This window comes from Luteibacter sp. CQ10, assembly GCF_040900725.1.
Lineage (GTDB): Bacteria > Pseudomonadota > Gammaproteobacteria > Xanthomonadales > Rhodanobacteraceae > Luteibacter.
This window is the reverse complement of the sequence record NZ_JAEUYM010000005.1, coordinates 132,631-157,443: the sequence shown is the minus strand read 5'-3', so window position 1 is coordinate 157,443 and position 24,813 is coordinate 132,631. Positions and strand designations below refer to the sequence as shown.

At 66.6% G+C, this 24,813-nt stretch carries 17 protein-coding genes; 10 read left to right on the top strand and 7 right to left on the bottom strand.

What is annotated here, in order from left to right; translation table 11 throughout:
- Positions 1 to 175: 175 nt before the first annotated feature.
- On the bottom strand, positions 176 to 1,372 hold the full coding sequence (locus JNG39_RS18230; RefSeq protein ID WP_368313404.1) for a DUF3667 domain-containing protein: 1,197 nt from the start codon (positions 1,370 to 1,372) through the stop codon (positions 176 to 178).
- Positions 1,373 to 1,488: 116 nt separating this feature from the next.
- Between JNG39_RS18230 and JNG39_RS18225 the strand changes: the two genes are divergently transcribed.
- Positions 1,489 to 2,871 carry an MATE family efflux transporter gene (locus JNG39_RS18225; protein ID WP_368313403.1) on the top strand — a complete coding sequence of 461 codons (1,383 nt, stop codon included), beginning with the start codon at positions 1,489 to 1,491 and terminating at the stop codon, positions 2,869 to 2,871.
- A gap of 52 nt (positions 2,872 to 2,923) precedes the next feature.
- Positions 2,924 to 4,846 carry a signal peptide peptidase SppA gene (gene sppA / locus JNG39_RS18220; RefSeq protein WP_368313402.1) on the top strand — a complete coding sequence of 641 codons (1,923 nt, stop codon included), beginning with the start codon at positions 2,924 to 2,926 and terminating at the stop codon, positions 4,844 to 4,846.
- Between the two features lie 107 nt (positions 4,847 to 4,953).
- On the opposite strand, the gene JNG39_RS18215 is transcribed toward sppA, so the two are convergent.
- Entirely contained in the window at positions 4,954 to 5,172 is a 219-nt protein-coding gene (locus JNG39_RS18215; RefSeq protein WP_368313401.1) for a hypothetical protein, read from the bottom strand.
- Between the two features lie 45 nt (positions 5,173 to 5,217).
- The gene (locus JNG39_RS18210) at positions 5,218 to 6,018 is read right to left on the bottom strand and encodes an ABC transporter ATP-binding protein (RefSeq protein WP_368313400.1); all 801 of its coding nucleotides are present in this window, start codon (positions 6,016 to 6,018) and stop codon (positions 5,218 to 5,220) included.
- 50 nt (positions 6,019 to 6,068) lie between these two features.
- Between JNG39_RS18210 and JNG39_RS18205 the strand changes: the two genes are divergently transcribed.
- From JNG39_RS18205 to JNG39_RS18180, 6 genes are all read left to right on the top strand, one after another.
- Complete coding sequence (locus tag JNG39_RS18205) at positions 6,069 to 6,851, top strand: SDR family oxidoreductase (protein ID WP_368313399.1); 783 nt, start codon at positions 6,069 to 6,071, stop codon at positions 6,849 to 6,851.
- A 111-nt stretch (positions 6,852 to 6,962) separates the two neighbouring features.
- Positions 6,963 to 7,628 (top strand): response regulator, encoded by a 666-nt coding sequence (locus tag JNG39_RS18200; RefSeq protein WP_368313398.1) that lies wholly within the window; start codon positions 6,963 to 6,965, stop codon positions 7,626 to 7,628.
- Complete coding sequence (locus tag JNG39_RS18195) at positions 7,625 to 9,043, top strand: sensor histidine kinase (protein WP_368313397.1); 1,419 nt, start codon at positions 7,625 to 7,627, stop codon at positions 9,041 to 9,043. The genes JNG39_RS18200 and JNG39_RS18195 overlap by 4 nt, the downstream gene beginning before the upstream one ends.
- Positions 9,044 to 9,229: 186 nt before the next feature.
- A complete protein-coding gene (locus JNG39_RS18190) occupies positions 9,230 to 12,469 on the top strand; it encodes an efflux RND transporter permease subunit (RefSeq protein WP_368313396.1) in 3,240 nt (1,079 codons plus the stop codon).
- A complete protein-coding gene (locus JNG39_RS18185) occupies positions 12,459 to 13,646 on the top strand; it encodes an efflux RND transporter periplasmic adaptor subunit (RefSeq protein ID WP_368313395.1) in 1,188 nt (395 codons plus the stop codon). The genes JNG39_RS18190 and JNG39_RS18185 overlap by 11 nt, the downstream gene beginning before the upstream one ends.
- Positions 13,630 to 15,093: an efflux transporter outer membrane subunit gene (locus JNG39_RS18180; RefSeq protein WP_368313394.1), complete on the top strand. Its 1,464-nt coding sequence runs from the start codon at positions 13,630 to 13,632 to the stop codon at positions 15,091 to 15,093. The genes JNG39_RS18185 and JNG39_RS18180 overlap by 17 nt, the downstream gene beginning before the upstream one ends.
- A gap of 171 nt (positions 15,094 to 15,264) precedes the next feature.
- Here the strand turns inward: JNG39_RS18180 and JNG39_RS18175 are convergent, their stop codons facing one another.
- Positions 15,265 to 16,836 (bottom strand): hypothetical protein, encoded by a 1,572-nt coding sequence (locus tag JNG39_RS18175; protein ID WP_368313393.1) that lies wholly within the window; start codon positions 16,834 to 16,836, stop codon positions 15,265 to 15,267.
- 309 nt (positions 16,837 to 17,145) lie between these two features.
- Between JNG39_RS18175 and JNG39_RS18170 the strand changes: the two genes are divergently transcribed.
- The gene (locus tag JNG39_RS18170; protein WP_368313392.1) at positions 17,146 to 18,372 is read left to right on the top strand and encodes an Hsp70 family protein; all 1,227 of its coding nucleotides are present in this window, start codon (positions 17,146 to 17,148) and stop codon (positions 18,370 to 18,372) included.
- 171 nt (positions 18,373 to 18,543) lie between these two features.
- Here JNG39_RS18170 and JNG39_RS18165 read toward each other — a convergent pair whose 3' ends face one another.
- Both JNG39_RS18165 and JNG39_RS18160 read right to left on the bottom strand, forming a co-directional pair.
- A complete protein-coding gene (locus tag JNG39_RS18165) occupies positions 18,544 to 19,152 on the bottom strand; it encodes a DUF4124 domain-containing protein (RefSeq protein WP_368313391.1) in 609 nt (202 codons plus the stop codon).
- Position 19,153: 1 nt separating this feature from the next.
- Positions 19,154 to 20,098, bottom strand: coding sequence for a DegV family protein (locus tag JNG39_RS18160; protein WP_368313390.1), 945 nt, complete (start codon positions 20,096 to 20,098; stop codon positions 19,154 to 19,156).
- Between the two features lie 166 nt (positions 20,099 to 20,264).
- Here JNG39_RS18160 and JNG39_RS18155 point away from each other — a divergent pair, with 166 nt between their 5' ends.
- Positions 20,265 to 21,068 (top strand): AMP nucleosidase, encoded by an 804-nt coding sequence (locus JNG39_RS18155; protein ID WP_368313389.1) that lies wholly within the window; start codon positions 20,265 to 20,267, stop codon positions 21,066 to 21,068.
- A 276-nt stretch (positions 21,069 to 21,344) separates the two neighbouring features.
- Here the strand turns inward: JNG39_RS18155 and JNG39_RS18150 are convergent, their stop codons facing one another.
- On the bottom strand, positions 21,345 to 24,452 hold the full coding sequence (locus tag JNG39_RS18150) for a carboxypeptidase regulatory-like domain-containing protein (protein WP_368313388.1): 3,108 nt from the start codon (positions 24,450 to 24,452) through the stop codon (positions 21,345 to 21,347).
- Positions 24,453 to 24,813 lie beyond the last annotated feature (361 nt).

The window sequence follows — 24,813 nt, the reverse complement described above, 5'->3', positions numbered from 1 at the left end:
TTCCAAGGCGCACCGTTGAGCCTTTCGGGTTAGCTTGGGTACATTTTAACCAAGCTGAAATATTACATGAATTCATGCACTTAGAAATTCGATGCGAAAAAGGTTCACTGACCATCCGCAGAACCTTGACAAAGGCGAAGGCACCACTCCCGCCTGTGCACAACCCGCGTTTGGGCTAGTGGGAAAGGCCGATCAGCATGGCGATGACGAGGGCGAATCCGAGTAGCCAGAAATAGACACTGCCTATCAACCAGTACTTGAAGATAGTCATGCCCCATCCCTGCCGATAGACCCGTTTTTGCATCAGCAGGAGGTAGGCGGGCATCCAGATCGCGATGGCCCACTGCACCAGGCGAATGCCCGACGCCGCGATGGCGACATGGGGCTGGAGGGCCGAGCGGGCGAAGCCCAGCAGCATGAGGATGAGCAGCGCCAGGAACAGGAAGGCGTGGCTGTGCAGGGCCACGATGACGTGCTCCATGTAGAGTCGCCGCCGGAACACATAGAAAAGCTTCAGGATCAGGGCGAACACCGGCACCATGATGAACATGGTCGGCGGCAGTACGCCGAAGATGCCTTCGACGATGCGATGCACCGCTTCGTTGCCCACGTCGCCGCCCATGCTCATCTGCTTGAGGTTGGCCTTGAAGCGGTCGATCGAGTGGTTGAGGCGTTCGCCCATGGCATCGGGCAGCCAGCCGAACGACACGTTCGATGGGCTGTTGAGCCAGTCGTCGTTCGCGTCGTAGTAGCTGTCGTCGTCCTTCCCGCGCCCCGCCTCCTTTTCCGCCGGGGTAGCCGCCCCCTTGCCCGCGTCCGGCGCGGCGGCGATGGGAGGCGCCTTCAGTTCGGCCAGCCGCGCATCGGCACTGGCCCGCATGGCGGCGCGGGCGGTCCTGAAGCCGGCCTTGGCCTGCTCGGGCACGTCGGCATCGGCCTCGGTGATGCGCAGGTTTTCGATGTTCGACTCGTAGAGCTGGCGCACTTCGTCGGGCGTCTTCGCGTGGGCGAACGCCCCGGTGTCGTCCCCGATGGCGGGAAAGCGGGTGGCCATGTCGTTGACCGCCACGTGCACGAAGAAGAAGGCCAGCAGGCAGAACACGAACATCAGGCGAAACGGGGCGATGTAGCGCACCCGGCGGCCGGAGAAGTATTCCAGGGTGAGAAACCCCGGCTGGGTGAACAACGGCGGCACCGTGTGCACGATGCGCTCGTCCATGTGGAAGAAGATGTCGCCGGCGTCTTCGAGCATGTGCGACACGGGGCGCAGCACGCTGTGCACCGACTGGCCGCATTCATGGCAGAACTCACCCTGCAGGGCGGCTCCGCAGTTGGCGCAGAAACGGACCGGCGCCTCTTCCAGCTCCTTCATGACCCCCACCCCTCGAGATTTTCCCCGCGCGGATGATGGCACGGGCGCGAGCAAACTCTGAAGACCTCCTCTTGCGCAGCGGCTACAATGGCCGGCCTTCCCGATAGTTTCCTGCCATGCCCATCGACCGCGCCCGCGCGCGTCGCGAGGTCGGCGCCACCTTCCGCCTGGCGCTGCCGATGATCGCGGCACAGCTTTCCGCCATCGGCACCAACGTCGTCGACGCCGTGCTCGCCGGCCACCAGGGCGCGCATACGCAGGCGTCGGTGGTCACGGGCGCGAACATCTGGGTGCTGGCGATCGTCACCGGCATCGGCACCATGATGGCCGTGCCGCCCACGGTGGCCCAGCTCGACGGCGCCGGCCGCCGCACCGAGGTGGGCGCCACCTTCCACCAGGCGCTGTACATCGCCTGGGGCCTGGGCATCCTGCTGGGCATCGGCGTCTGGCACGCCTCGCCGCTGATGGCCCTGTTCGGCGTGGTGGAGTCCATGCGCCACGACGTCACCGCCTTCCTGCACGCCATCGCCTTCGCCGCGCCGGCGCTCACCACGTATTTCGCGTTGCGCGGGTTGTCCGAGGGGCTGTCGATGCCCCGTCCGTCGATGTATTTCAGCTTCGGCGGCCTGCTGGTGCTGGCGCCGCTGGGCTACGTGCTGATGTACGGCAAGCTGGGTTTTCCCGTGATGGGCGCGCGCGGCAGCGGCATCGCCACGGCCATCGTGCTGTGGCTGGAGATGATCGGCTTCGGCATCTACGTGTTGCTCCATCGCAACTACCGCGACCTGGGCCTGCGTCGGCGCATGGCGCGTCCCGATGCGAGGCAGATCGGCCAGCTCCTGCACGTGGGCGTGCCCATGGCGGTCACGCTGCTGATGGAGGCGGGCCTGTTCGTGGCCGTGGCGCTGCTGATCGGCCGGCTCGGCGAAACCGTGACGGCCAGCCATCACGTGGCGCTCAACGTGGCGTCGGTGGCCTTCATGATCCCGCTGGGCCTGTCGATGGCGATCACCGTGCGGGTGGGCAACGCCGTGGGCCGGCGCGACGCCACGGCGGTGCGTTATGCCGGCTTGTCGGGCATCTCGCTGGTGCTGGTGACCCAGTTCATCTCGTCGGGTGCCATGCTGCTCTTCGCCGCGCCGATCGCCGGGCTGTACACGAACGATCCGGCGGTGATCGCCATGGCGTCCCAGCTTCTCGTGCTCGCCGGGTTCTTCCAGTTTTCCGACGGCATCCAGGTGGCCTCGAACGGTGCCTTGCGCGGCATGAAGGACACCCGCGTGCCCATGGTCATCACCCTCTTCGCCTACTGGGGCGTGGGCATGCCGGTGGGCTGGTGGCTGGCCTTCGGCCACGGCCTGGGGGCGCGTGGCATGTGGATGGGCCTGATCGCGGGCCTGAGCATGGCCGCCATCCTGCTGTTCGCCCGGTTCTGGCGATCCAGCGGCAAAGGCCGCTGGCTCGACGACTCATCGGCGCCCCTGCCTTTACACACGTGATGCTCATGGGCCGACGCGCTACGCTCGGCCCAACCTTCAAGGAATACGCTCCATGTCGGACCGCTTCGACGCCACGCCCCCGCCACTGCCCCCCCAGCCGAAGCCCGTGCCCCCGGTCCGCCGTCGCGGCGGCGGATTCGGCAGCTTCCTGCGCTCGCTGGGTCGCGGCATCAATTTCGTGCGGCTGTTCATCCTCAACGTCTTCTTCTTCGGGCTGCTGGCGGCGTTCCTGCTGGCCATCTACGCCAGCAACCGCACCCACGCGGTGGACGACAGGAGCGTGCTGGTGCTGGCGCCCGACGGCCAGCTGGTGGAGCAGTACAGCGCCGACCCGCTCTCCCGCGCCATGGGCAAGCTCTCCGGCGACGGCGTGAAGCAGGTGCAGGTGCGCGACATGGTTCGAGCCATCGATGCCGCCGCCAAGGACGATCGCATCAGCCGCATCGTGCTGCGCCCCGACAAGCTCGCCGCCGGCGGTTTCGCCGCGCTGCGCGAAGTGGGCGCCGCGCTCGATCGCTTCCGCGCCGCGGGCAAGCCGGTGCTGGTGTGGGCCTCGAGCATGGAGCAGGGCCAGTATTACCTGGCCGCGCATGCCGACAAGATCTACCTCGATCCGCAGGGTGGCGTGATGGCCACCGGCCTGGCCAACTACCGGTTGTTCTACAAGGACATGCTCGACCGCCTGGGCGTGCAGGTGCACCTGTTCCGCGTGGGTCAGTTCAAGAGCGCCGCCGAACCCTTCATCCTCGACCACGCCTCGCCCGAATCGAAGGAAGCCGACGGTTACTGGCTGGGTGGGCTGTGGGATACGTGGATCGGCGAGACCGCGAAGCTGCGTCACCTCGATCCGGCCGCGTTGCGCGGCGACGTCGACGGTTTCGCCGACCGCGTGCAGAACGCCAAGGGCAACCTCGCCGACCTGGCGAAGGAAGAAAAGCTCGTCGACGGCATCGCCACCGAACAGCAGTTCGTGCAGATGTTGCGCAAGGAAGGCGTGCCGGCGGGCAAGAAGGACCAGGGCTTCCGCCAGGTCGATCTCGCCGGTTACCTCGCCGCCACCGGGCTGTCCAACGCCGACCTGTTGCAGACCTCGCCGGGCGTCACCGTGGTGGTGGCCGAGGGTGAGATCACCGGCGGCAAGCAAGCGCAAGGCAGCATCGGCGGCGAATCCACCGCCGCGCTCATCCGCACGGCACGCCTGGATCGCCGCACGCGGGCACTCGTACTGCGGGTGAATTCGCCCGGCGGCGAGGTCTATGCCGCCGAGCAGATCCGTCGCGAGGTCGAACTGACCCGTGAGGCCGGTATCCCCGTCGTGGTGTCCATGGGCGACGTGGCCGCCAGCGGCGGCTACTGGATCTCGATGAACGCCAACCGCATCTATGCCGAACCGAACACCATCACCGGTTCGATCGGCATCTTCGGCATGTTCTTCACCGTGCCCGACACGCTGGCGAAGATCGGCGTGAAGAGCGACGGCGTGGGCACCGGCGGTCTCGCCGGTGCGTTCGACATCACCCGTCCGCTCGATCCGAAGGTGGGCGTGCTGATCCAGAGCATCATCGACAAGGGCTACCGCGATTTCGTCGGTGGCGTGGCGAAGGCGCGCGGCAAGGACTTCGCCGCCATCGACGCCATCGCCCAGGGCCGTGTGTGGACGGGCGAGCAGGCCATGCAGCGCGGGCTCGTCGACAAGCTCGGCAGCCTCGACGACGCCATCCGCGACGCGGCGCAGGAAGCGAACCTCGGCAAGGATTACGGCGTGCGTTACGCCGAGAAGCCGATGGGGGCGTTCGAGCGGTTCCTCACCAACGTGGGCGACAGCAGCGAAGCGAAGGTACTGATGTCGTGGGGCGTGCGCCTGCCGTCGTGGGTGGCGGAATTGCCGAAGCTGGCGCCCGAATTCGCGCTGTTCCGCACGGCGCAGGCCGGCAAGCCGAACGTATACGCGTATTGCTTCTGCTCGCCGCGTTGAGGCGACCGGGTTTTCGCCGATACGATCGTCTCCCACCCCTTCGGTAGGACGACTGCTACCGAAGGGGTGGGAGACGATCGTATCGGCGAAGGATCCGTGATGACGACCTATTGCTCCTGCGCCGCGATCGCCTTGCGCTGATCCTCGGCCTGCTTGTCCACCACCTTCTGCACGTCCTGCGCTTTCTTCTCCTGCGCCTTCATCGAATCCCACGGCGTGGCCACGGCCGCGGCGGCCTGGGGCTTGGGCGGCTGCTCGGGCTGCGGCGGTTTCGAGCATGCGGCACAGGCGATCACGAGGATGCAGGGCAGGGCGAGGCGTTTCATGGCGATACTCCACGGGCGAGCCCCGAGTCTCGCGCCGCGGTCGGGTCAGCGCAATCTCGCGCCGTAGAACCCGCCGTTCCTGTCCACGTCCATCGGCCAGCCGAAAAGCCGGGACAGGCGGTCTTCCGAAAGCAGGGCCGCCTTGGGACCCTGGTCGTAGAGGCGCCCCTCGCGCAGCATCACCACGTGGTCGATCTCGGGCACGATTTCCTCGACGTGATGGGTGACCAGCAGCAGCGTGGTGCCTTCGCGGGCCAGTTGGCGCAGCAGGTCGAGGAAGCGACGGCGCGTGCCGGGGTCGAGGCCCGCGCACGGCTCGTCGAGCAAAAGGGCGCGCGGCGCATGGACGAGGGCACGGGCGATCAGCACGCGGCGGGCTTCGCCCGTGGACAGGGTGGACACGTCGCGTTCGCCCAGGTGCGCCGCCTGCACGCGATCGAGCGCCCGCACCGCGCGCTCGCGCATCGAGTCGTCCACCGCGTGGTCGAGGCCGAGCGTCATCGAGGCGAAGAAACCCGAGAGCACCGTGTTCAGCGCCGTCTCGTGCGTGGCTTCGAATTCCCTGCGCAGGTCGGACGAGACCACGCCCAGCAGGGAACGAAGCTCGGCCACGCTCCAGCGATCGCGCCCGAACACGCGCAGCACGGGGGAGCCGTCGTCGTGCACGAGCGGATAGAGCCGCCGCTCGATGAGTTTCACCAGCGTCGATTTGCCGGAACCGTTGGGACCCAGGATGGCGGTGTGCTGGCCCTGCGCGATGGACAGGGAGAGGTCGTCGACGAGCGTGCGGTCGTCGCGCAGCACGGTGGCGCGGTCGAGGGCGAGCAGGGGCGTATGGGCGTCCATCTCCCAAGCTTAACCCGATGTACCATGCGACCCATCCCCCGGAGTTCCGCATGCACCCACGACTCACCCATTGGCGCCTCGACGGCCGCACCGCCCTGGTCACCGGCGCAAGCAAGGGCATCGGCTACGCCTGCGCCCGCGAACTGGCGGTACTGGGCGCCGACGTGCTGCTCGTGGCCCGCGACGGCGATGCGCTGGAAGAGGTCTGCGAACTGCTCGCCGAGGAATGCCCCGAGGTGGAGGTGATGGGCATGGCCGCCGACCTTACCGATGCGGAAGATCGCCTCGCCGTGTTCGACTGGATCGCCGACCTCGACGTCGACCTCTCGCTGCTGGTGAACAACGTCGGCGGCAACGTGGTGAAGCCCACGCTCGACTACACGCCGGACGATTACCGGCAGATCTTCGAACTGAACGTATTCTCGGCCTACGAGATGTGCCGCCTCGCCCATCCGCACCTCGTGCAGCACGCGAACGCGGCCATCGTGAACGTGGGCTCCGTGTCGGGCATCGTGCACGTGCGCACCGGTTCGCCCTATGGCATGACCAAGGCGGCCCTGCACCAGCTGACGCGCAACCTGGCTTGCGAATGGGCCGAGGACGGCATCCGCGTGAACGGCGTGGCGCCCTGGTACATCCGCACCCAGCGCAGCGAGCCCGCGCTGGCGGATGCCGAATACCTGGAAGAAGTGCTCGACCGCACGCCGATGGGGCGCATCGGCGAGCCGGAGGAAGTCGCCGGTGCCGTGGCCTTTCTGTGCCTGCCCGCTTCCGCGTACGTCACCGGCGAGATCGTTGCCGTGGACGGCGGTTTCCTGCGCTACGGGTTCTGACGCGCCACGGACCACCGGGCGCTAGACTCGGCCCACGTCCCCACAAAAGGTTGGGAAAAGACTTCGCGGCGACCATCTCCGGCTTCCTGCCAGTCCATCCCTCGCCAGGTCATGCACATCCTATTGCTAGAAGACGATATCGAACTGGGCGAGGCGATAAAGCATGCCTTGGAGCACCAGTCGTATGCGGTCACCTGGCTTACCGACGGCCGGGTCGGCGGAGCCGCGCTGCCCGACGAGGGATTCGACCTGGTGCTGCTGGACCTGGGCCTTCCCGGCAAGGACGGCCTCGAACTCCTGCTGGATGCCCGGCGATCGGGCGTGAAGACCCCCATCCTGGTCATGACGGCCCGCGACGCCCCGGAGGCCCGGATCAAGGGCTTGGACCTGGGCGCCGACGACTACCTGGTCAAGCCCTTTCACCTGGGTGAACTGGCCGCGCGCATACGCTCCCTGACCCGGCGTGCCCAGGGCCTGGTCGACAACCGGGTGGAGGTGGGCGGCCTGGTGCTCGACCTGGCGACCACCGACGTGGAGTTCCGCGGCGAGCGCATTTCCCTGACCCGTCGCGAATTCGCCGTCCTGCGCATCCTCATGGAGCGGGCCGGACGGATCGTTCGCCGGGAGAGCCTGGAAGGCTCGGTGTACGGCTTCGACACGGTCGTCGACCGCAACGCGATCGAAGTGCACGTCCACTGGCTGCGGCGGAAGCTGAGTGCCGAAGTGATCCATACCGTGCGCGGCATCGGCTACATGATGCCCCGGGAACCCAAGTGAGATCCGATAGCCTCCGCAGGCGGCTGACCTGGCTCATCATCGCCGTGCAGGTGGTGGTGCTGATCCCCCTGGGCGCCATCAGCTACCACCGCGAGCGGCAGGAGATGATCAAGCTCCTGGACGGACGCCTGGCCCAGGCCGGCCGCACGCTCGGAACCCTCATCGCCTACGGGCATCGCGATTACACGGACAACGACGCCAAGCGTGCCCTCGAACTCGCGACGGACGCCCAGCGCGGCACCGTGGTCGTGGCCGTCCATCCGCGCAACTACGAACCGGAAGTGGGCTTCCAGGCGTACGACCCCCGCGGCACCTTGATCGCCGCCACGGCGAACCTCGCCGACCTGCCTCCTCCCGGGCGGGGCGAACACGGTTTCAGCGATATCGAGCACAACGGCTCGCAGTGGCGGCTGTTCACGCTGACCAATCGCTTCAACCTGACCATCCGCATCGGCGAGCGCGCCGAGAACCGGTACGACATCACGCAGGGACTGATCCTCGAGCACGCGCTCCCGCTGCTGATCGGCCTGCCCCTGCTGGCGATCCTGGCGGGCCTCGCCGTCAAGCAAGGTCTTCGGCCGCTCGATGCCTTGACGCAGGTCCTCGCCGAACGCGCTCCGCGCAGCCGCAAGCCGGTATCGATCCAGCGATCGCCGGACGAGATCAAGCCGCTCATCGTCACGCTCAACCAGCAACTCGAGCGGCTGGAAGACGCCCTCGAGCGCGAACATCGCTTTGCCGGCGACGTCGCGCACGAGCTGCGCACGCCACTCGCCGCCACGCTGATCCACCTGGAAAGCGCGCTCATCGCCGAGGATACGAGCGAAACGAAGCTCATGCTGGAAAAAGCGCGACGGAGCCTGGGGCGGCTCGGCCGGCGTATCGAGCAGATCCTCGCCATCGCGCGGCTGGAGGCCGGCGCCGCCGTCGAGCAACGCATCCCGATCGACCTCGTCACGCTGGCGACCGAGGTGGTCGAGGAGCTCGCGCCGATCATCGCGGAAAAGGACATCTCGTTGAGCCTCTCCCACGACGAGCCGAGCATCGACGTCGCGGGACACGAGGTGGCGTTGACGGCGATGTTTCGCAATCTCCTCGAAAACGCCCTTCGGTACACGCCCGAGCGAAGCCGCGTGGACATCGCCGTGCGGCGGCTGGGCACCCAGGCCGTCGTCGATGTCTGCGACGACGGCCCTGGCATCCCCCCGGACCGGCGTAACGCGGCATTCCACCGGTTCCAGCGCGGCGTGGATACGAAGGAGCCCGGCTACGGGCTCGGCCTGAGCATCGTGCAACGCGCGGTCGAGTTGCATGAAGGCACCATCGAACTGCTCGAGGCGCCCAGCGGTCAGGGGCTGCTCGTTCGCATCCGCCTCGATGCCCTTGCCGCACCGGCGATCGACGCCGATCGCTGACCCGCCCGGGTTCCTTCGCGGGACAAAAGATTCCCACAAGAATCGGTCGGAATAATGGCTTTGGGCGATTCTGCCCGAGGCAAGCCGAGTGGCTCCACCGATGAAAGCGACCGCGATCCATCGGCGCACCCGCAGGTCCGGGTACGTCATCCAGTTGTCATCCCGGGCGGCCAGGGGGACCGACGCATGCTAGCGCTGGTCCGCATCGCCCTGTCGCGGCCCTATACGTTCATCGTACTGGCGTTGCTCATCCTGATCGTGGGTCCGATGGCCGCGATTAAGACGCCGACCGACATCTTTCCCAACATCGGCATCCCGGTCATCAGCGTCGTCTGGACGTACAACGGCCTTCCGCCGGACCAGATGTCCGGACGCGTCATCTATTACTACGAGCGCCAGCTGACCACCTCGGTCAACGACATCGAGCACATCGAGTCCCAATCGTTGCCGGGCGTGGGCATCGTCAAGATCTTCTTCCAGCCGGGCGTGGACATCCGCACCGCGACGGCGCAGGTGACGTCGATTTCGCAGACGGTGGTCAAGCAGATGCCGCCGGGCATCACCCCGCCGCTCATCCTGAACTACAACGCCTCGACCGTTCCGGTGCTGCAGATGGCGCTCTCCAGCTCCGTCCTCTCCGAGGCGACCATCCGCGACATCGCCCAGAACTTCATGCGGCCGACGCTCATCTCGGTGCCGGGCGTGGCGATCCCGACGCCCTATGGCGGCAAGCAGAAGCAGGTCACGATCGACCTCAATCCAAGGGCGCTGGCCGCCAAGGGATTGTCGGCGCAGGACGTGGGCAATGCGCTCGCGGCGCAAAACCAGATCATCCCGGTCGGCACGGCCAAGATCGGCACGTACGAGTACCACGTCCAGCTCAACAACAGCCCGACGGCCATCGACGAGCTGAACAACCTGCCCATCAAGACGATCAACGGCGCCACCATCACCATCGGCGACGTGGCCCACGTGCGCGACGGCGCACCGCCGCAGAACAACGTGGTGCGCGTCGACGGCAAACGCGCCGTGCTGATGCCCGCGCTGAAGAACGGCAACGCATCCACCCTTGACGTCGTCGCGGGCATCAAGAAGCTCTTGCCGCTCATCGCGGAGACCCAGCCCAAGTCGCTCAAGATGCACCTGCTGAGCGACCAGTCGCTCTTCGTGAAGTCCGCGGTCGCCTCGGTGGCCCGCGAAGGCGTGATCGCCGCGGTGCTGACCTCGGTGATGATCCTGCTGTTCCTGGGCAGCTGGCGGTCGACGGTGATCATCGCGCTGTCCATCCCGCTGGCGATCCTCTCGGCCATCGCGCTGCTGGCGGTATTCGGCCAGACGCTCAACGTCATGACGCTAGGCGGCCTGGCGCTCGCCGTCGGTATCCTGGTGGACGACGCGACGGTCACCATCGAGAACATCAACTGGCACCTGGAGCAGGGCAAGGACGTCATGAGCGCCATCATGGATGGCGCCAGGCAGATCGTGACGCCGGCCTTCGTATCGCTGCTGTGCATCTGCATCGTGTTCGTGCCGATGTTCATGCTCGACGGCATCGCCGGCTTCCTGTTCCGTCCCATGGCCCTGGCGGTGATCTTCGCCATGGTCTCGTCCTTCATCCTCTCGCGCACCCTGGTGCCGACGCTGGCGATGTTCCTGCTCAAGCCGCACACGACGGAACACGGCAAGGGCAACCACCCGGAAGACCCGTTCCTCAACCATCACGAAGGCGACCAGCACGCGCCCAAGCGCCACAACGCCGTGGTGCGGGGCCTCATCGCCTTCCAGCTCGGTTTCGAGCATCGGTTCACCAAGGTGCGCGACACCTACTACGGGGTGCTCGGCGTGGCGCTGGCGAACCGGAAGCGCTTCGTCATCGGCTTCCTCGGCTTCGTGCTCGTTTCCTTCGCGTTGCTGCCGGCACTGGGGCGCGACTTCTTTCCCGAGGTCGATTCCGATTCCCTGTCGATGCACGTTCGCGCCCCGATGGGCACGCGCGTGGAAGAAACCGCGGCGGAGTTCGATCACATCGAGCGAGCCATCCGCTCGGTCATCCCTCCGGCGGAACTGGACACGATCATCGACAACATCGGCCTTCCGCTGTCGGGCGTGAACCTGGTCTACAGCAGCAGCGGCACCATCGGCTCGCAGGACGGCGACATCCAGATCGTGCTCAAGGAAGGCCATCGCCCCGCCGCCGAGTTCATGAAGCGCCTGCGCGAAGTGCTGCCGAGGGAATTTCCGGGAACGCAGTTCGCGTTCCTGCCCTCGGACATGACCAGCCAGATCCTGAACTTCGGTTCGCCGTCGCCGCTGGACGTGTCGATCGCGGGACGCGACCGCAAGGCCAACGAGGCCTATGCCGAAGCGATCCTCAAGCAGTTGCGCAAGATCAAGGGCATCGTCGACGTTCGCCTCCAGCAGAGCTCCAGCTATCCGCAGCTCAACGTCAAGGTGGATCGCGTGCGCGCCGACGGCCTGGGCATAACCGAGCGCGACGTGACCAACAGCATGGTCGCCTCGCTGGCGGGCAGCTCGCAGGTCGCGCCCGCGTTCTGGCTCAATCCGAAGAACGGCGTGTCCTATGCCATCGTGGCTTCCACGCCGCAGTACCTGATGGATTCGATGTCGGACCTCAAGGCCTTGCCGGTCACGTCGGCCGGCAACGGCTCCACGCAGATCCTCGGTGGCCTGGCCAGCTTCACGCGCGGTCCCAGCGACGCCGTGGTGTCGCACTACAACATCATGCCGTCGTACGACATCTATGCCTCCATCCAGGGACGCGACCTGGGCGGCGTCGCGGCGGACGTGCAGCACGTGCTCGAGCAATTCGCGGCGAAACGGCCGCCGGGCACGCTCGTCAGCCTGCACGGCCAGGTCGGTACCATGAACGAAGCCTTCAGCGGCCTGCTGTTCGGCCTGGTGGGGGCGGTGGTGCTGATCTACCTGCTGATCGTGGTGAACTTCCAGTCGTGGCTGGATCCGTTCGTGATCATCACCGCGCTGCCGGCGGCGCTCGCGGGCATCGTCTGGATGCTGTTCCTGACGCATACCAGCCTGTCGGTACCCGCGCTGACAGGCGCCATCATGTGCATGGGCGTGGCCACGGCCAACTCCATCCTGGTGGTGAGCTTCTGCCGCGAACGGCTCGCCGAGCACGGCGATGCCTTCAAGGCCGCGCTCGAAGCGGGCTTCACCCGCTTCCGCCCGGTCTGCATGACGGCCCTGGCCATGATCATCGGCATGCTTCCCATGGCGCTGACCCAGGAGCAGAACTCGCCGCTCGGTCGCGCGGTGATCGGCGGCCTGCTTTTCGCCACCTTCGCCACCCTCCTGTTCGTGCCGGTCATCTTCGCCATCGTCCATGGCCGCACCGCGCCCGCTCCCTCTGAAGACCGCCTGATCGGAAATCCCTCCCATGTCGCATGAAGCATCCGCACCTACCCTGGGGCGCCCGCCCCGTGTCCGCCTGGCGCTGGCCGTCGGCATCGCGCTGGCGTCCATCGGCGTCATCGCGGGCCTTTCCCTGCGCGCCGTCGAATCGCACGACCTGGGCACGTGGACCGAAGCGCAGCTGACGCCGAGCGTCCAGGTGATTTCGGCCTCCGCGTTGAGCAGCACGCAGGGGCTTACGCTGCCCGGCCATCTCGACGCGTGGATCGCCACGCCCATCCACGCACGTGTCGGCGGTTACCTGAAGCAGTGGAACGTCGACATCGGCCAGAAGGTCAAGGCGGGCCAGGTACTGGCGCTCATCGACACGCCCGAGCTCGACCAGCAATTCGAGCAGGCGAAGGCCGAACTGGTCCGCGCCCAGGCCAACGTGCGCCTGGCGGACATCACGGCCAAGCGCTGGCAGAACCTGCTGGATTCGCACTCCGTCTCCAAGCAGGAGGCGGACGAGAAGGCCAGCGAAGCGGAGACGGCGCGCGCCAACGTCCTGGGTGCCCAGGCCGACGTGGACCGTCTCGCCGCGCTGGAATCCTTCAAGCGCATCGTCGCGCCGTTCGACGGCACCGTGACGGCGCGCAATACCGACATCGGCGATCTCATCACCGCCAACAACGACGGCGGCGATCCCCTGTTCTCCATCGCCGACACGAGCCGGATGCGCCTGTATACCCAGGTGCCGCAGAGCTACGCGTCGACCATCGTGCAGGGCATGAAGGTGAAGCTGCTCGTGCTGGGGCATGGCGGTGAGACGGTGGGTGCCAAGCTCATCGGCACGTCGCGGGCGATCAATCGCGCCTCGGGCACCCTGCTCGCCCAGTTCGAGGTGGAAAACCCGCACCAGGACCTGCTGCCGGGCGACTTCGCGGAAGTACGACTGGCCACCCACGCGCCGGGCAACACGGTGACCGTGCCGGCCACGACCCTGCTGTTCCGCGCCGCGGGACCGCAGATCGCGGTGCTGGGCAAGGACAACCGCGTGGTGCTGCGCGATGTGCACATCGCGATGGACCTGGGCGACAAGCTCGAGATCGACCAGGGCCTGCAGCCCAACGATCGAATCATCGACCACCCGACCGATTCGCTGGCCCAGGGCGACCTGGTTCGCCTGGCCACGCCGCAGCCGGAAGAGGGCGACCATGCCAAGCGTGCCTAAACCCCTCGTTCTCGCGCTGGGCGCGGCGATGACGCTGGCCCTGGGCGGCTGCTCGCTAGCGCCGAATTACGTCAAGCCCACCGTGGGTGCGGTGCCCGATGCGTACCAGGGCGCCGCGCATCCGGAAGGCTGGACGGTGGCGGAGCCCAAGGACACCCAAGCCCGTGCGCCGTGGTGGAAGATCTACAGCGATCCGACGCTCGACGCGCTGGAGGCGAAACTCAACGCCAACAACCCGAACATCGCCGTGGCGCTGGCGCGTCGCGACGAGGCCCAGGCGTTGCTGCAGCAACTCGGCGCCCAGCAATCGCCTCAGGTCGGCGTGTCCGCCAGCCCGACGAACGATCGCCAGTCGGATCGCCGTCCGTTGCGCGGTTCCAACCAGCCGAACGAGTACGACACGCGCACGGTCGGCATCGTGGCGGACTACGAGCTGGACCTGTGGGGCCGCATCCGCAACGAAGTCGCCGAGGGCCGCGCCCTGGGCCAGGCGGCCGAGGCCGACCTGGCCTCCGCGCAGTTGAGCCTCCAGGCGCAGCTGGCGGATACCTACATCGCCTTGCGCAGCATCGACGTCGAAACGCGGATCGTGCAGGACTCCCTGGATGCGTTCGGACAGGGACGGACGATCACCCAGAAGCGGATGGACGGCGGCGTCTCGTCCGGGCTCGACGTGGCCCGCGCCAACGCGCAATACGCCGACGCCCAGGCGCAGGCCACGGAGCTGCGCGTACAGCGCGCACTGGCCGAACATGCCATCGCGACCCTGATCGGCGAACCCGCCTCGAGCTTCTCGCTGCCGGCGAAAACCACGGCGATGACGCTCCCGACGATACCGCTCGGCGTGCCGTCCGAACTGCTCGAGCGTCGCCCGGACATCGCGGCCGCCGAGCGTCGCGTCTTCGCCGCCAATGCGGGCATCGGCGTGGCGCGCGCGGCGTTCTTTCCCACCCTGAGCCTCAGCGCCGCGTTCGGCTGGCAGGATGTCGGGCATGGAAGCCTGCTGGCCGCCAGCAACCAGTTCTGGAGCCTCGGGCCCGCCGCCGCGCTGAGCCTCTTCGACGGTGGCCTGCGTCGCGGTCGCGAAGCGCAAGCCAAGGCCGAATTCGCCGCCGCGTCCGGGCAATACCGGGCCGTCGTCCTGAAAGCCTTCCAGCAGGTCGAAGACAATCTCTCGTTGATCCAAGAGCTCGGTCGCGAGGGCCAGCAGGAGATGGCGGCCGCGGATGCCGGCAAGCAGTCGCAGACCCTGGCCACCAACCGCTACAACGAAGGCGTGGTGAGCTACCTCGAAGTGGTGACCGCCCAGACGGCGGCCCTCCAGGCCGAACGCACGGCGGAGCAGGTGCGCACGCGCCAGCTCCAGGCGAGCGTGGACCTGATCCGGGCGCTGGGTGGCGGCTGGCAGGGCAAGGACATGGATTCGTCGGACGTCAGCGAGCGATGAGCGGCCGGGCCGGCGGATGCCGGCTTCGCACGCGGTGCATGTGTTTCCCGGCTACACCCCTCTTCTCCAGGCGGCCGCCATGAACTTTCGGATCATCCGTACCGCTGCCACGAAAAAAGGCGGCGGGACAAGCCCGCCGCCTCGAACCATCCTTGAACCGTGCTTGCCCGATCAGAACGGGTAGTAGCGGAAGCTGGTGAACACCATGTCTTCCTTCGCCTTCGGCGAGCCACCCACGCCTTCGAACGCCTCACGCACGGTGTGCGAGTACTGCGCACCGAACTGGGCCTTGCCGAACTTGCCCTGGTAGAACTTCCACCAGAAGCCCAGCGTGCCGTTCCAGATCTGTCGCGTGTTGCCCACGCACGAGCCGCCTTCGATGTCGCAACCGGCGTTGTTGTAGGCCTTGTTGCCGTAGCCGAGGGCCACGCCGTTGTAGGTGTAGTCTTCCTTCTGCTCGCGCTCGCGACCGCCGAAGGCGTAGATGTCCAGGTCCGGCGAGGTGTGCCAGGTCAGGCCGGCCAGCAGCATGTTTTCCTTGATCGGCGCGATCTCGCCGTTGGGCTTGAAGGTCACGTCCGGCAGCTGGGCCGAACCGTAGCGTCCGATGCCGCGCCCCTGCATGCCGGTGAACTGGAAGTCGAGCACCTTGTCGACCAGCGGGAGCAGCATGCCCACGCCGAAGCCGCCGCCGTAGACGTTGTGGTTGCTGGGGCCGGTGCCGGAGTTGTAACGGTTGTAGAACGCACGGCCCAGGCCGAAGATTTCGTAGTGACCGAAGCCCGGATCCGCGGCGAACTTCACGATCACGTCCGGAATGTGGTTCAGCGACAGCGTGTTGGCCGAATCGTAGCCGGAGCCCGCGGGGGTGTTGTAGATCGAGGTGACAGGAGCCTTCGCCTGGTTGGGGCTGACGTAGAAGGTGGTCTGCGGGTTCTCGAGCGAGATGCCCAGCCAGTACTGCTTGTTGAAATCCTTGACCAGGCGAATCTGCGTTTGGCGGGCCCAGGCGAAGCCCGGCAGGTACTGGGCATCGATCTGGGGCGGCGCGGCTTCGTTGCGCGGCGTGATGCCCTTGCTGTTGAGCGTCAGCAACGACCAGTTCTGGCCGGCGAGAAGGTGCAGGCCCGGCTTGTCCCAGTCCACCGTCATGTAGACGTTGCGCTCGCGAGGGTTGAACGAATTGGATTCGTTCTGGTTGGCCGTCTGCGCACCGCCGAGGAAGTCCGCTTCGATGTAGCCGGCCACATGCGTGTCGGGGTTGATGTCACCCTGGGCGAGCAGCGAGACGCGACTCTGGCGAGCGCTGAACCGCCCCTCGGACGTGTGGCCCACGGGCGAGTTCTTGTAAGGGATGGCGTTCCAGTTGGAAGCCACGTCGGCGCCTTCGCCATGGGTGCGGTAAATCGATTCCGCCGCGAGGAAGCCGCCGAGCGTCAGGTTCACGCCCTTGTAGCTGAGCTTGTCGGAGGACTTCTTGGTGGCGGCCACGGCGTCGGAGGCGGTGGCCTGAACGTCGTTGACGATCTTGGCGGTCTCGACCTGCGCGTCGGCCTGGGCCTCCTGCTTGCTTTCCAGTTCGGCCACCTTGGCCTGCAAGGCGGCGAGCTGCGCCTGGAGCTGCTGAAGCGTCGCGGCGTCGACCGTGACCTTCGCCGGCTGGGTCTTCGTAGCGGCCATGGCCGTGAAACTCGCCACGCCCAGACCTGCGGCAATGGCCGCCGTGAGCAACTTGGAACGCATGAAATCTCTCCGCTGAGTTTGGTGGTGTGGTCCCCTGTGCCCCATTTTGAGCGTTTCGTGTACGAAATTACTCAAAAGTGGACCCTTGCCGCGAAGGATGCGTGAACTGGTTTGCGCTCCCATGACTCATTTGTTTCAGTGGCATGACAGCGTCATATGACAGTTTTCCCTGGCGGACCGAGGCCCAGGGGCATCGGCAGGCGTCTCGGACGGCGCCATTAACGTGGCGAGGCCAACACGCCATAATAGACGGTTGGGTGACGACGATCCGGTCCCGCGCGCCCCACGCCACAGGTTGAGAAGGACAGCATGAACATCGGTATCGACTTCGGCACGAGCTATTCCGCCGCCGCGACCTTCGTCGACGGCGTGCTCACGCCGATCCGCTTCGGCGAGGCCAAGCAGTTTCGCAGCGCGGTGTTCTTCCCCGAGGTGGTGCCCGATCCGGTCGACGTGCGTCGCCGGGCCGAACGCGCGGCGGCCACGGTGGAGAGCTTCAGCGAGGCGCTGTTCGGCGACGAGGCGGTGGAGGCCTACCTCGAATACGGCGACGGCAATCTCATCGAATCCCCCAAGTCGATGTTCGGCTACCGGATGGACCCCCAGGTGCGCAAGGTCATCGTGCACATCGCCACCTACATCCTCGAGCACATCCGTCTGGCGGCCAGCGACCAGCTCGGCGCCGCGGTGCGCACGGCCGTCATCGGCCGCCCGGTGCACTTCCGCAGTTCGATGGGCGAGAAGGGATCGCAGCAGGCGGTGGAAATCATCCGCGAAGCGGCGGCCGTCGCCGGTTTCGAAAGCGTGTCGTTCCTGGAAGAGCCCGCCGCGGCGGCTATGCATTACCACAAGCAACTGCAGACGCGGCAGACCGCGCTCATCGTCGACATCGGCGGTGGCACCACCGACGTGGCCTTCGCCGAACTGGGCGGCGACGAGATGCCGCGCATCCTGCGCACCTGGGGCCTCGCCAAGGGCGGTACCGACCTCGACGTGAACCTCAGCATGCAGAGCTTCATGCCGCTGATGGGCAACAACGCCACGCGCGTTCCCGTGCATCATTTCGTCGAAGCGGCCAGCGTGCAGAACCTGCCCAAGCAGCGCGAATTCCGCAAGCAGGATTACCGCTTCGTCGACGAGCCCTGGCGGTCGCGGCTGCGGGCCTTGCAGCAGCCCGGCGCCACCACGCGACTGAACCAGACCGCCGAGCGCAGCAAGATCGAACTCACGAGCCGGGATGCCACCGATGCCGACCTCGGTTTTCTCGAAAGCGGCCTTGGCGCGCAGGTGAGGCACAGCGACCTCGACCAGGCCGCGGAGCCGTTCATCGAACGCATGCGGCGATTGCTCGACGAGGTGCGCGGCGAATGGCCGGGCGTGCCCGCGAGCGTCTTCCTCACCGGCGGCACGTCGCGCTCGCCCATCGTGAAGGCGGCGGTGCGGGCGAGTTTCGCCGAGATTCCGATGGTGGAGGGCGATCCGTCGCTGGGCGTGGTGTCGGGATTGGCGGTGGCGGCGGTGGAGTCGGCCGGGTGAAGAGCCGCATCACCACCCCGCGATAACCGTGCGCAAGGCGCTGGGTTTCTGCCTGCGCAGGAACGACCAGCTACACGATTCGCCATGACCCGCAAATAACCTCACGTCGTTCCTGCGCACGCAGGAATCCAGCGCCTTGCGCCCGAACGAGCGACAACGCCACATCGGCTCTCACCGGCAGGACTGTAACTGCCCCCGCAACCGCGCATCCTTCGCATCCAGCGGTCCGCGCTCGCTCTTGAACGCGTTGCGGATCGCCCTTTGGTTCGCCTCGGCTTCATCGCGCAAGGCCTCGCACGTCTCCGCGGCGCTCAGCGCCCGGCAACTGTCCTGCACCCACACGTAGTGACCCCTCGTCGCCGAGGCGAAATCCACCCCGCGCGTCAGCTCCGGTGCCGACGCCGCCGGCACGTTCGCGGACAACGGCCCGGTCGCCGCGCCGAGCACCCCGAACGGCGCCAGGTAGGGCTGGGGGGTGCCGTTGTCGCTGGTATACGGCTTGCCGTCGGTGGCTCGTACGCAACCGAACAGGCGAGGCAGCGGCACCGGCGCCGGCAGGGGAGCCGGGATGTCGGGCGCCTTCTCGCGCGCCGGCGGCGCCGCGGCCACCGGCGGTGCGACGGACGGCGCGGCATCCTGAAGCTGGATCACCTGCTGGGCCTGGTGCGTGGCGCAGGGCGCCTGCTGGTAGGTGACCTGCCCGTTCGCCTGGCACTTGTAGACCGTCTCGGCGGCCGCCGGCGCCGACACGAGCAGCCACAGGACGACCGCCAGCCGCATGTCAGAACGAGGCGGTGTGGTCTTCGGAGGCGAGGCCGAGGGTCATGGCCCCCTCGCCCGCGTTGACCATGCCCGTGATGCCCATGGGGCTCTCCAGCATCTCCACGCCGGCGTCGGCGCAGGCGCGTACGAGCGCGTCGTAGCCGGGCAGGTTACGCATCACGTCGAGGTCGCCGCCGTAGCTGAGCGACAGCGACGGCACGAGCAGGCCGGCCTGTACGCGCCGGGCCGCGTAATCGAACAGCGACTGCGCGCCCTGTTCGAAACCGCGCACCTTGCCCACGGGTGCCGTCTCGCCGCGGTGGGCGCGCAGGATCGGCTTGATGTCGAGCGCGGTGCCGAGCATCGAGCTAAGCAGGCTCACGCTGCGGTCGCCCTTGCTGCGCGCGCGGGAGCGCAGGTAGTTGAGGTCGCGGGGCAGCATGTAGCCGTAGCTGCAATCGGCCACGTGGGCCGCGCGCTCCCGCACCTCGGCCGGCGAACGGCCTTCGCGGATCATCCGGACCGTTTCCGCCACGGCGGGGCCCGAGCCGGCGAAGATGTTCCGCGTGTCCACCACCCGCATGAGGAAGGGGCCGGTCCGTCCCGCGGCTTCCCGGATGGGACGGTAATTCTTCAGGATGGCGAAGCTGGCCTTGATGACGTTGTCGTGGATGGGGCTGCGCGTGGCCATGATGGTGAGGCAGACCACGCAGTCGTATTCGCCGACCATCCGCTCGAGGAACAGTCGCTGCACGTCCTCGACCGAACTGGGTTCGGTTTCCGCCGAATGGCTGCGGCCGCCCAGGTTCCGTTCGATGAAGCGGGCGATTTCCGCCGGCGCGCGGTCGTCGACGAACCGCTGGCCGTCCACGTTGACCGCGATCGGCAGCACCGTGATGCCGTTCGCTTCGATGAATGCCTGCGGCACGTCGCATGCCGCGTCGATCGCCAAGCCGATGCGCATCGGCACCACCCCCGTGGATAGCGTCCGCGACGCCCTTGGACGCGGATGCTACACTCGCACGAATAAATTGGCACCTCGCCGGCGTGGCGTCGCCGGTAACCGTGCCGTCGGCCGCCCCGTCCCAGGCGACGATCCGGCCGCCGGCGCACGCGCGATCCGGATTCCCATGAAAACCAAGCAAGAGATCGTCTCCAACTGGCTGCCGCGCTATACCGGCACGCCCCTGGAGGCTTTCGGCCAGCACATCCTGCTGACCAACTTCGGCCACTACGTCGAGCGATTCGCCCAGGAGAACGGCGTGGAGGTCCGCGGCCGCGACCGGCCCATGCCCAACGCCACGGCCGACGGCATCACGCTGATCAACTTCGGCATGGGCAGCCCCAATGCCGCCACGGTGATGGACCTGCTCAGCGTCATCGAGCCCAAGGCGGTGCTGTTCCTCGGCAAGTGCGGTGGCCTGAAGCGGAAGAACGCCATCGGCGACCTCATCCTGCCGATCGCCGCCGTCCGCGGCGAGGGCACCTCCAACGATTACCTGCTGCCCGAGGTGCCCGCGCTGCCTGCGTTCCAGTTGCAGCGCGCCGTCTCCACGATGATCCGCGACCTGGGCCACGACTACTGGACCGGCACGGTGTACACCACCAACCGGCGCGTCTGGGAGCACGACGAGGCGTTCAAGGAGTACCTGCGCCGTACGCGCAGCATGGCCATCGACATGGAAACGGCCACCGTCTTCGCCGCGGGCTTCGCCAACCACATCCCCTGTGGAGCGCTGCTGCTGGTGTCCGACCAGCCGATGATTCCCGAGGGCGTGAAAACCGAATCCAGCGATGCGGCGGTCACGGCGAACTTCGTCGAACGGCACATCCGGATCGGTGTGGAAGCGCTGAAGCTGGTGCGCCGGCATGGGCGAAGCGTGAAGCACCTGCGCTTCGCGGACGATGCGGATGGCGATGCGTCGGTGCTCTGAAAGAGCCGACGGCGCGCGGTCGCTCGCCCGACCGCGAGGCGCTGGGTTCCTGCGTGCGCAGGAACGACGTGAGGTTATTTGCAGGTAACGCTGAATCGTGCAGCTCGTCGTTCCTGCGCACGCAGGAACCCACCGCCGGGCGCCGGAGAAGGCGACCCCGCCACATCGGCGGTCTACGGATAAAAAAAGCCGCCCGTGGGAGCGGGCGGCGATCTGGGGAGCATCGCTGGGGTAACGCGCCGGATGGCGCGCTCCCCGGTCTTGTTGTGAAACGGTTCAGAGCGAGAAGTCGTACTCGGCCGACAGCTGCACGTAACGCGGCTGCTGGAATCCCGTGGGGATCTTGTACGTGCTGCCCGCCAGCGATGAGCCGCTGTCGTCTTCGCCGACTTCGTTGATTGTGGTGGTGCGCTGCTTGTTGAAGATGTTGAAGACGTTCGCGGAGATCGTCAGGCCCTTCGCCCAGACCGGCTTGTAGGCGGCGTTGAGGTCGATGTTCCAGTAGCTCGGCGTGCGGCCGGCCGAACCGCGCTTGACGATGTCGCCGTCGCAGTAGAGGTACGAGCCGGAACCATAGCCGCCGTCCACCACGCCGTCGATCGGGTTCAGGCCGTAGCAGTTTTCGGGACGTCCGGTCTGGAACACGCCGTTGGCGCCTACCATCCATTCGTCGTCGATCTGCCACGCGCCGTAGATCTTGAACGTGTGCTTGCGATCGTTCGGCAGGTAGCCGTTGGTACCCGCCATGATCTCCGGGTAGTCGAACAACTCGGTGGTGCCGGTGTCGGCCTGGCCGTTGCTGGAATCCACGCCGCCCTCGGAGTTGCCGCGCAGGTGCGACCAGACGTACGACGCCTTGAGGTACCAGGTGTTGTCGAAGTTGCGCTCCGCGGTGAGCTGGAGGGCCTCGTACGCGCGCTTGTACTTCGGCTCGCCCACGTCGGCACCCGACAGGTTGATGTCGTACAGCGTGCCCGTGGCATCCACCGGCGTGCGCAGCGCGACCTTGCTGCCCGGGTTGAAGATGTAGCAGCCAGGTACGTTGGAGTCGGCCGGCGTCAGGCTGTCGGTATCGAGGTTGAGGCCGTAATGGGCGTTGGCGTACTTGGCGATCGGACGGAAATCGCACGAGTCGTCGATGCCGGTGAGGATGCGACGGTAGATCGCCTTTACGCCAAGGGTCCAGTCGGCCACCTGCTGCTGCGCGCCGAGGATGAACTCACGCTGCTTGAACGGCTTCAAGTCCTTGGTTGCCACGGCACCGGGGTTCGGCACCACGCCGGCCTCGCCGTTCTGGAACACGGGCTTGTCGCGCGACGGGAAGGCGGCGGCATACCCCGGCGGCAACGGGCCGAGGCCGATCGGCGCGCCGGTGCGCGGGTCGGTACCCGTGTAGCTGAAGTACTGGCTCGTATAGAGCGAGGCGGAGGCGCCGCGCAGCGCGACGTTGCCGTCCAGTGGCAGCGAGTAGTCGCCTGCGCTGCCGTAGATCTTCAGCGTCGAGTCGCCGTGCACGTCCCAGGAGAAGCCCAGACGCGGCTGCCAGCTGTGCACCTGCTTCACGTAGGTCTGGCCGAGGCTGTTGCTGTTCTCGAAGCCGTCGTTGCGCACGCCGATGCGCGCCATGAAATTATCGGTGACGTGCCACTCGTCCTGCAGGTAGTACGACTTCTGCGTCACGCCGACCTTGGCGCCGGTGGCGAAGATCGTCCGCTGCACGACGTTGTCGGCCGGGTCGAGCGTCGGCTCGTGGCCGAGGATGTCCGGCGAGATCGAGCTGTAGGTGTAGTCCGCGCCGCCCTCGTACGCCGTGCCGGTGTCGGTCTCGAAATGGTCGCGCGCCCAGCCGGCCTTCAGGTCGTGGTCGCCGAGGTGGTACTCGAAGTCGATGCGGCCGGAGTTGCGCTTGTCTTCACCGTCTGGCGTGTCGAGCGAGCCACCAGCGAAGTTGCAGTGGGGAAGGCCGGCGGCGCCGTTCTTGACGGGCGTGCGATTGTCGAAGATGGTCGGGCAACCCGGCGAATTGGCGGCGTCGAAGATATTGCCGTCGTATTCCTCCACGATGCCGTTGGCGGCGGTGGCGTAGTTGCTGCGGCGGTTCTTGCTCTTGCCGTACTGGGCGGTGATGGTGAAATCGTCGGTAACGTAACTGGTGTACTTCAGGATGTTGGTCATACCGCCGGTCTTGTCGTAATCCTGACCGAGGTAATCTCCCGGATGCGGCTGGCCGCGATCGTCGTACGTGTAGCCGTAGATGCTTTGCTGCTCCGTCGTGCTGTCGCTGAAGCCGGTGTATTCCAGGATGTTGCTCTGGTTGATGTTCCAGTCGAGCTTGACGAGGTAGGTGGGCGCCTTGATGGTCGTTCGGTTGTAGTCGCCCGAACCCACCGCGTCGCCGTAATGGCTGTCCGCCGTGCGCGTGCCGCCGACGAGCGCGAACATGAACAGCTTGTCCTTGATCAGCGGGCCGCCGAGCCACGCGTTCCAACGCTGGCCGAAGTCGGTGGCATTGCCGCTGTTGTTGTTGCCGATCAGGTAGTTCTGGTTATGGCGGTCGTTGCGCGAAAGTTCGCCGTTGTTGAGATAGACATTGGGCTGATGCGCCTGGAACTGGTACGGGTTCCAGGTGAAGTCGACGCCACCCTTCCACTCGTTGGTGCCGCGCTTGGTGTTGACCGAGATCACGCCGCCGGTCGAATTGCCGTACTGCGCGTCGTAGCCGCCGTCCTGGATCTCCTGCGAGTCGATGGCCTCGAAGGGCACCTGCGAGTAGCTCAGGCTCTGGAAGAAATTGGTGAGATTGAAACCGTTGACGTAGTAGCTGTTCTCGGCCACCGATGCGCCGCTGAAGGAGGCGAGGTTGCCGAAGGCGCTGTCGCCGCGCGTCGCACCCGGGGCGAGCAGCGCCACCGCGGTCTGGTTGCGGGCGATCGGCAGGGCCTTGATCTGGTCGGAGGTGAGGACGGTGGTGGTCTGCGCCGAGGTGACGTCGATCGGCGGCAACGCGTTGGCACGCACCGACACGGTGCCGAGGTCTTCGGCGTTGGCCGCCGTGGCGGCCGGTGCCGCGGCCAGGTTGAGGTTGAAGCCCTGGCCGGCCACCACCTGCACTTCGCGGGTTTGCGATGAGCCGGAGGTCACCTTGTAGGTGCCCGGCGGCAACGACACGATGTTGAACCGGCCGTCGCTGCCGACGGTGGCCGAACGGCTCACGCCGTTGCCGGTGTTGGTGGCCGTGACGGTGGCACCGGGCTGGGCGGTGCCGAACACGCTGCCGGCGGTGCTCTGCGCCAGCGCCTGACCGGACACGACGCCCAGTCCTATCGCGATGGCGAAAGCAAGCGAACGCCGTGCGGCGCTTCGATACGAATAACGCGAATCCATGATGGTCTCCCCGGCCAATGGCCAAATGATGCAAGGCGTCGCGCATGCCTTGGCGAGGTGCGCGACAGTGGTTCTGGTTTGGCCGTCCGAAGCCCCCTAGCGGCATCGATGCATCCACGCGAGCCGTTGCGTGTGTCGATTAACGAAATCGAAACAAGCAAGCGGAAGCTACGCGCTGTCCCCGGGAGGGCTCAATGCGCGGATGATGAACGGAATACCTTGCGGGGATTGCGCTGTGGACCATCGCATGGGTGCGTCGCCGCACGAAGCTGCGAAGTGCTCTCGCGGTGCGACGGGCGTCGCATGAACCTCGGAAAATTGCATCGTCGAGGGGAGCGAAGATGACAAAGGTTTCATCTTC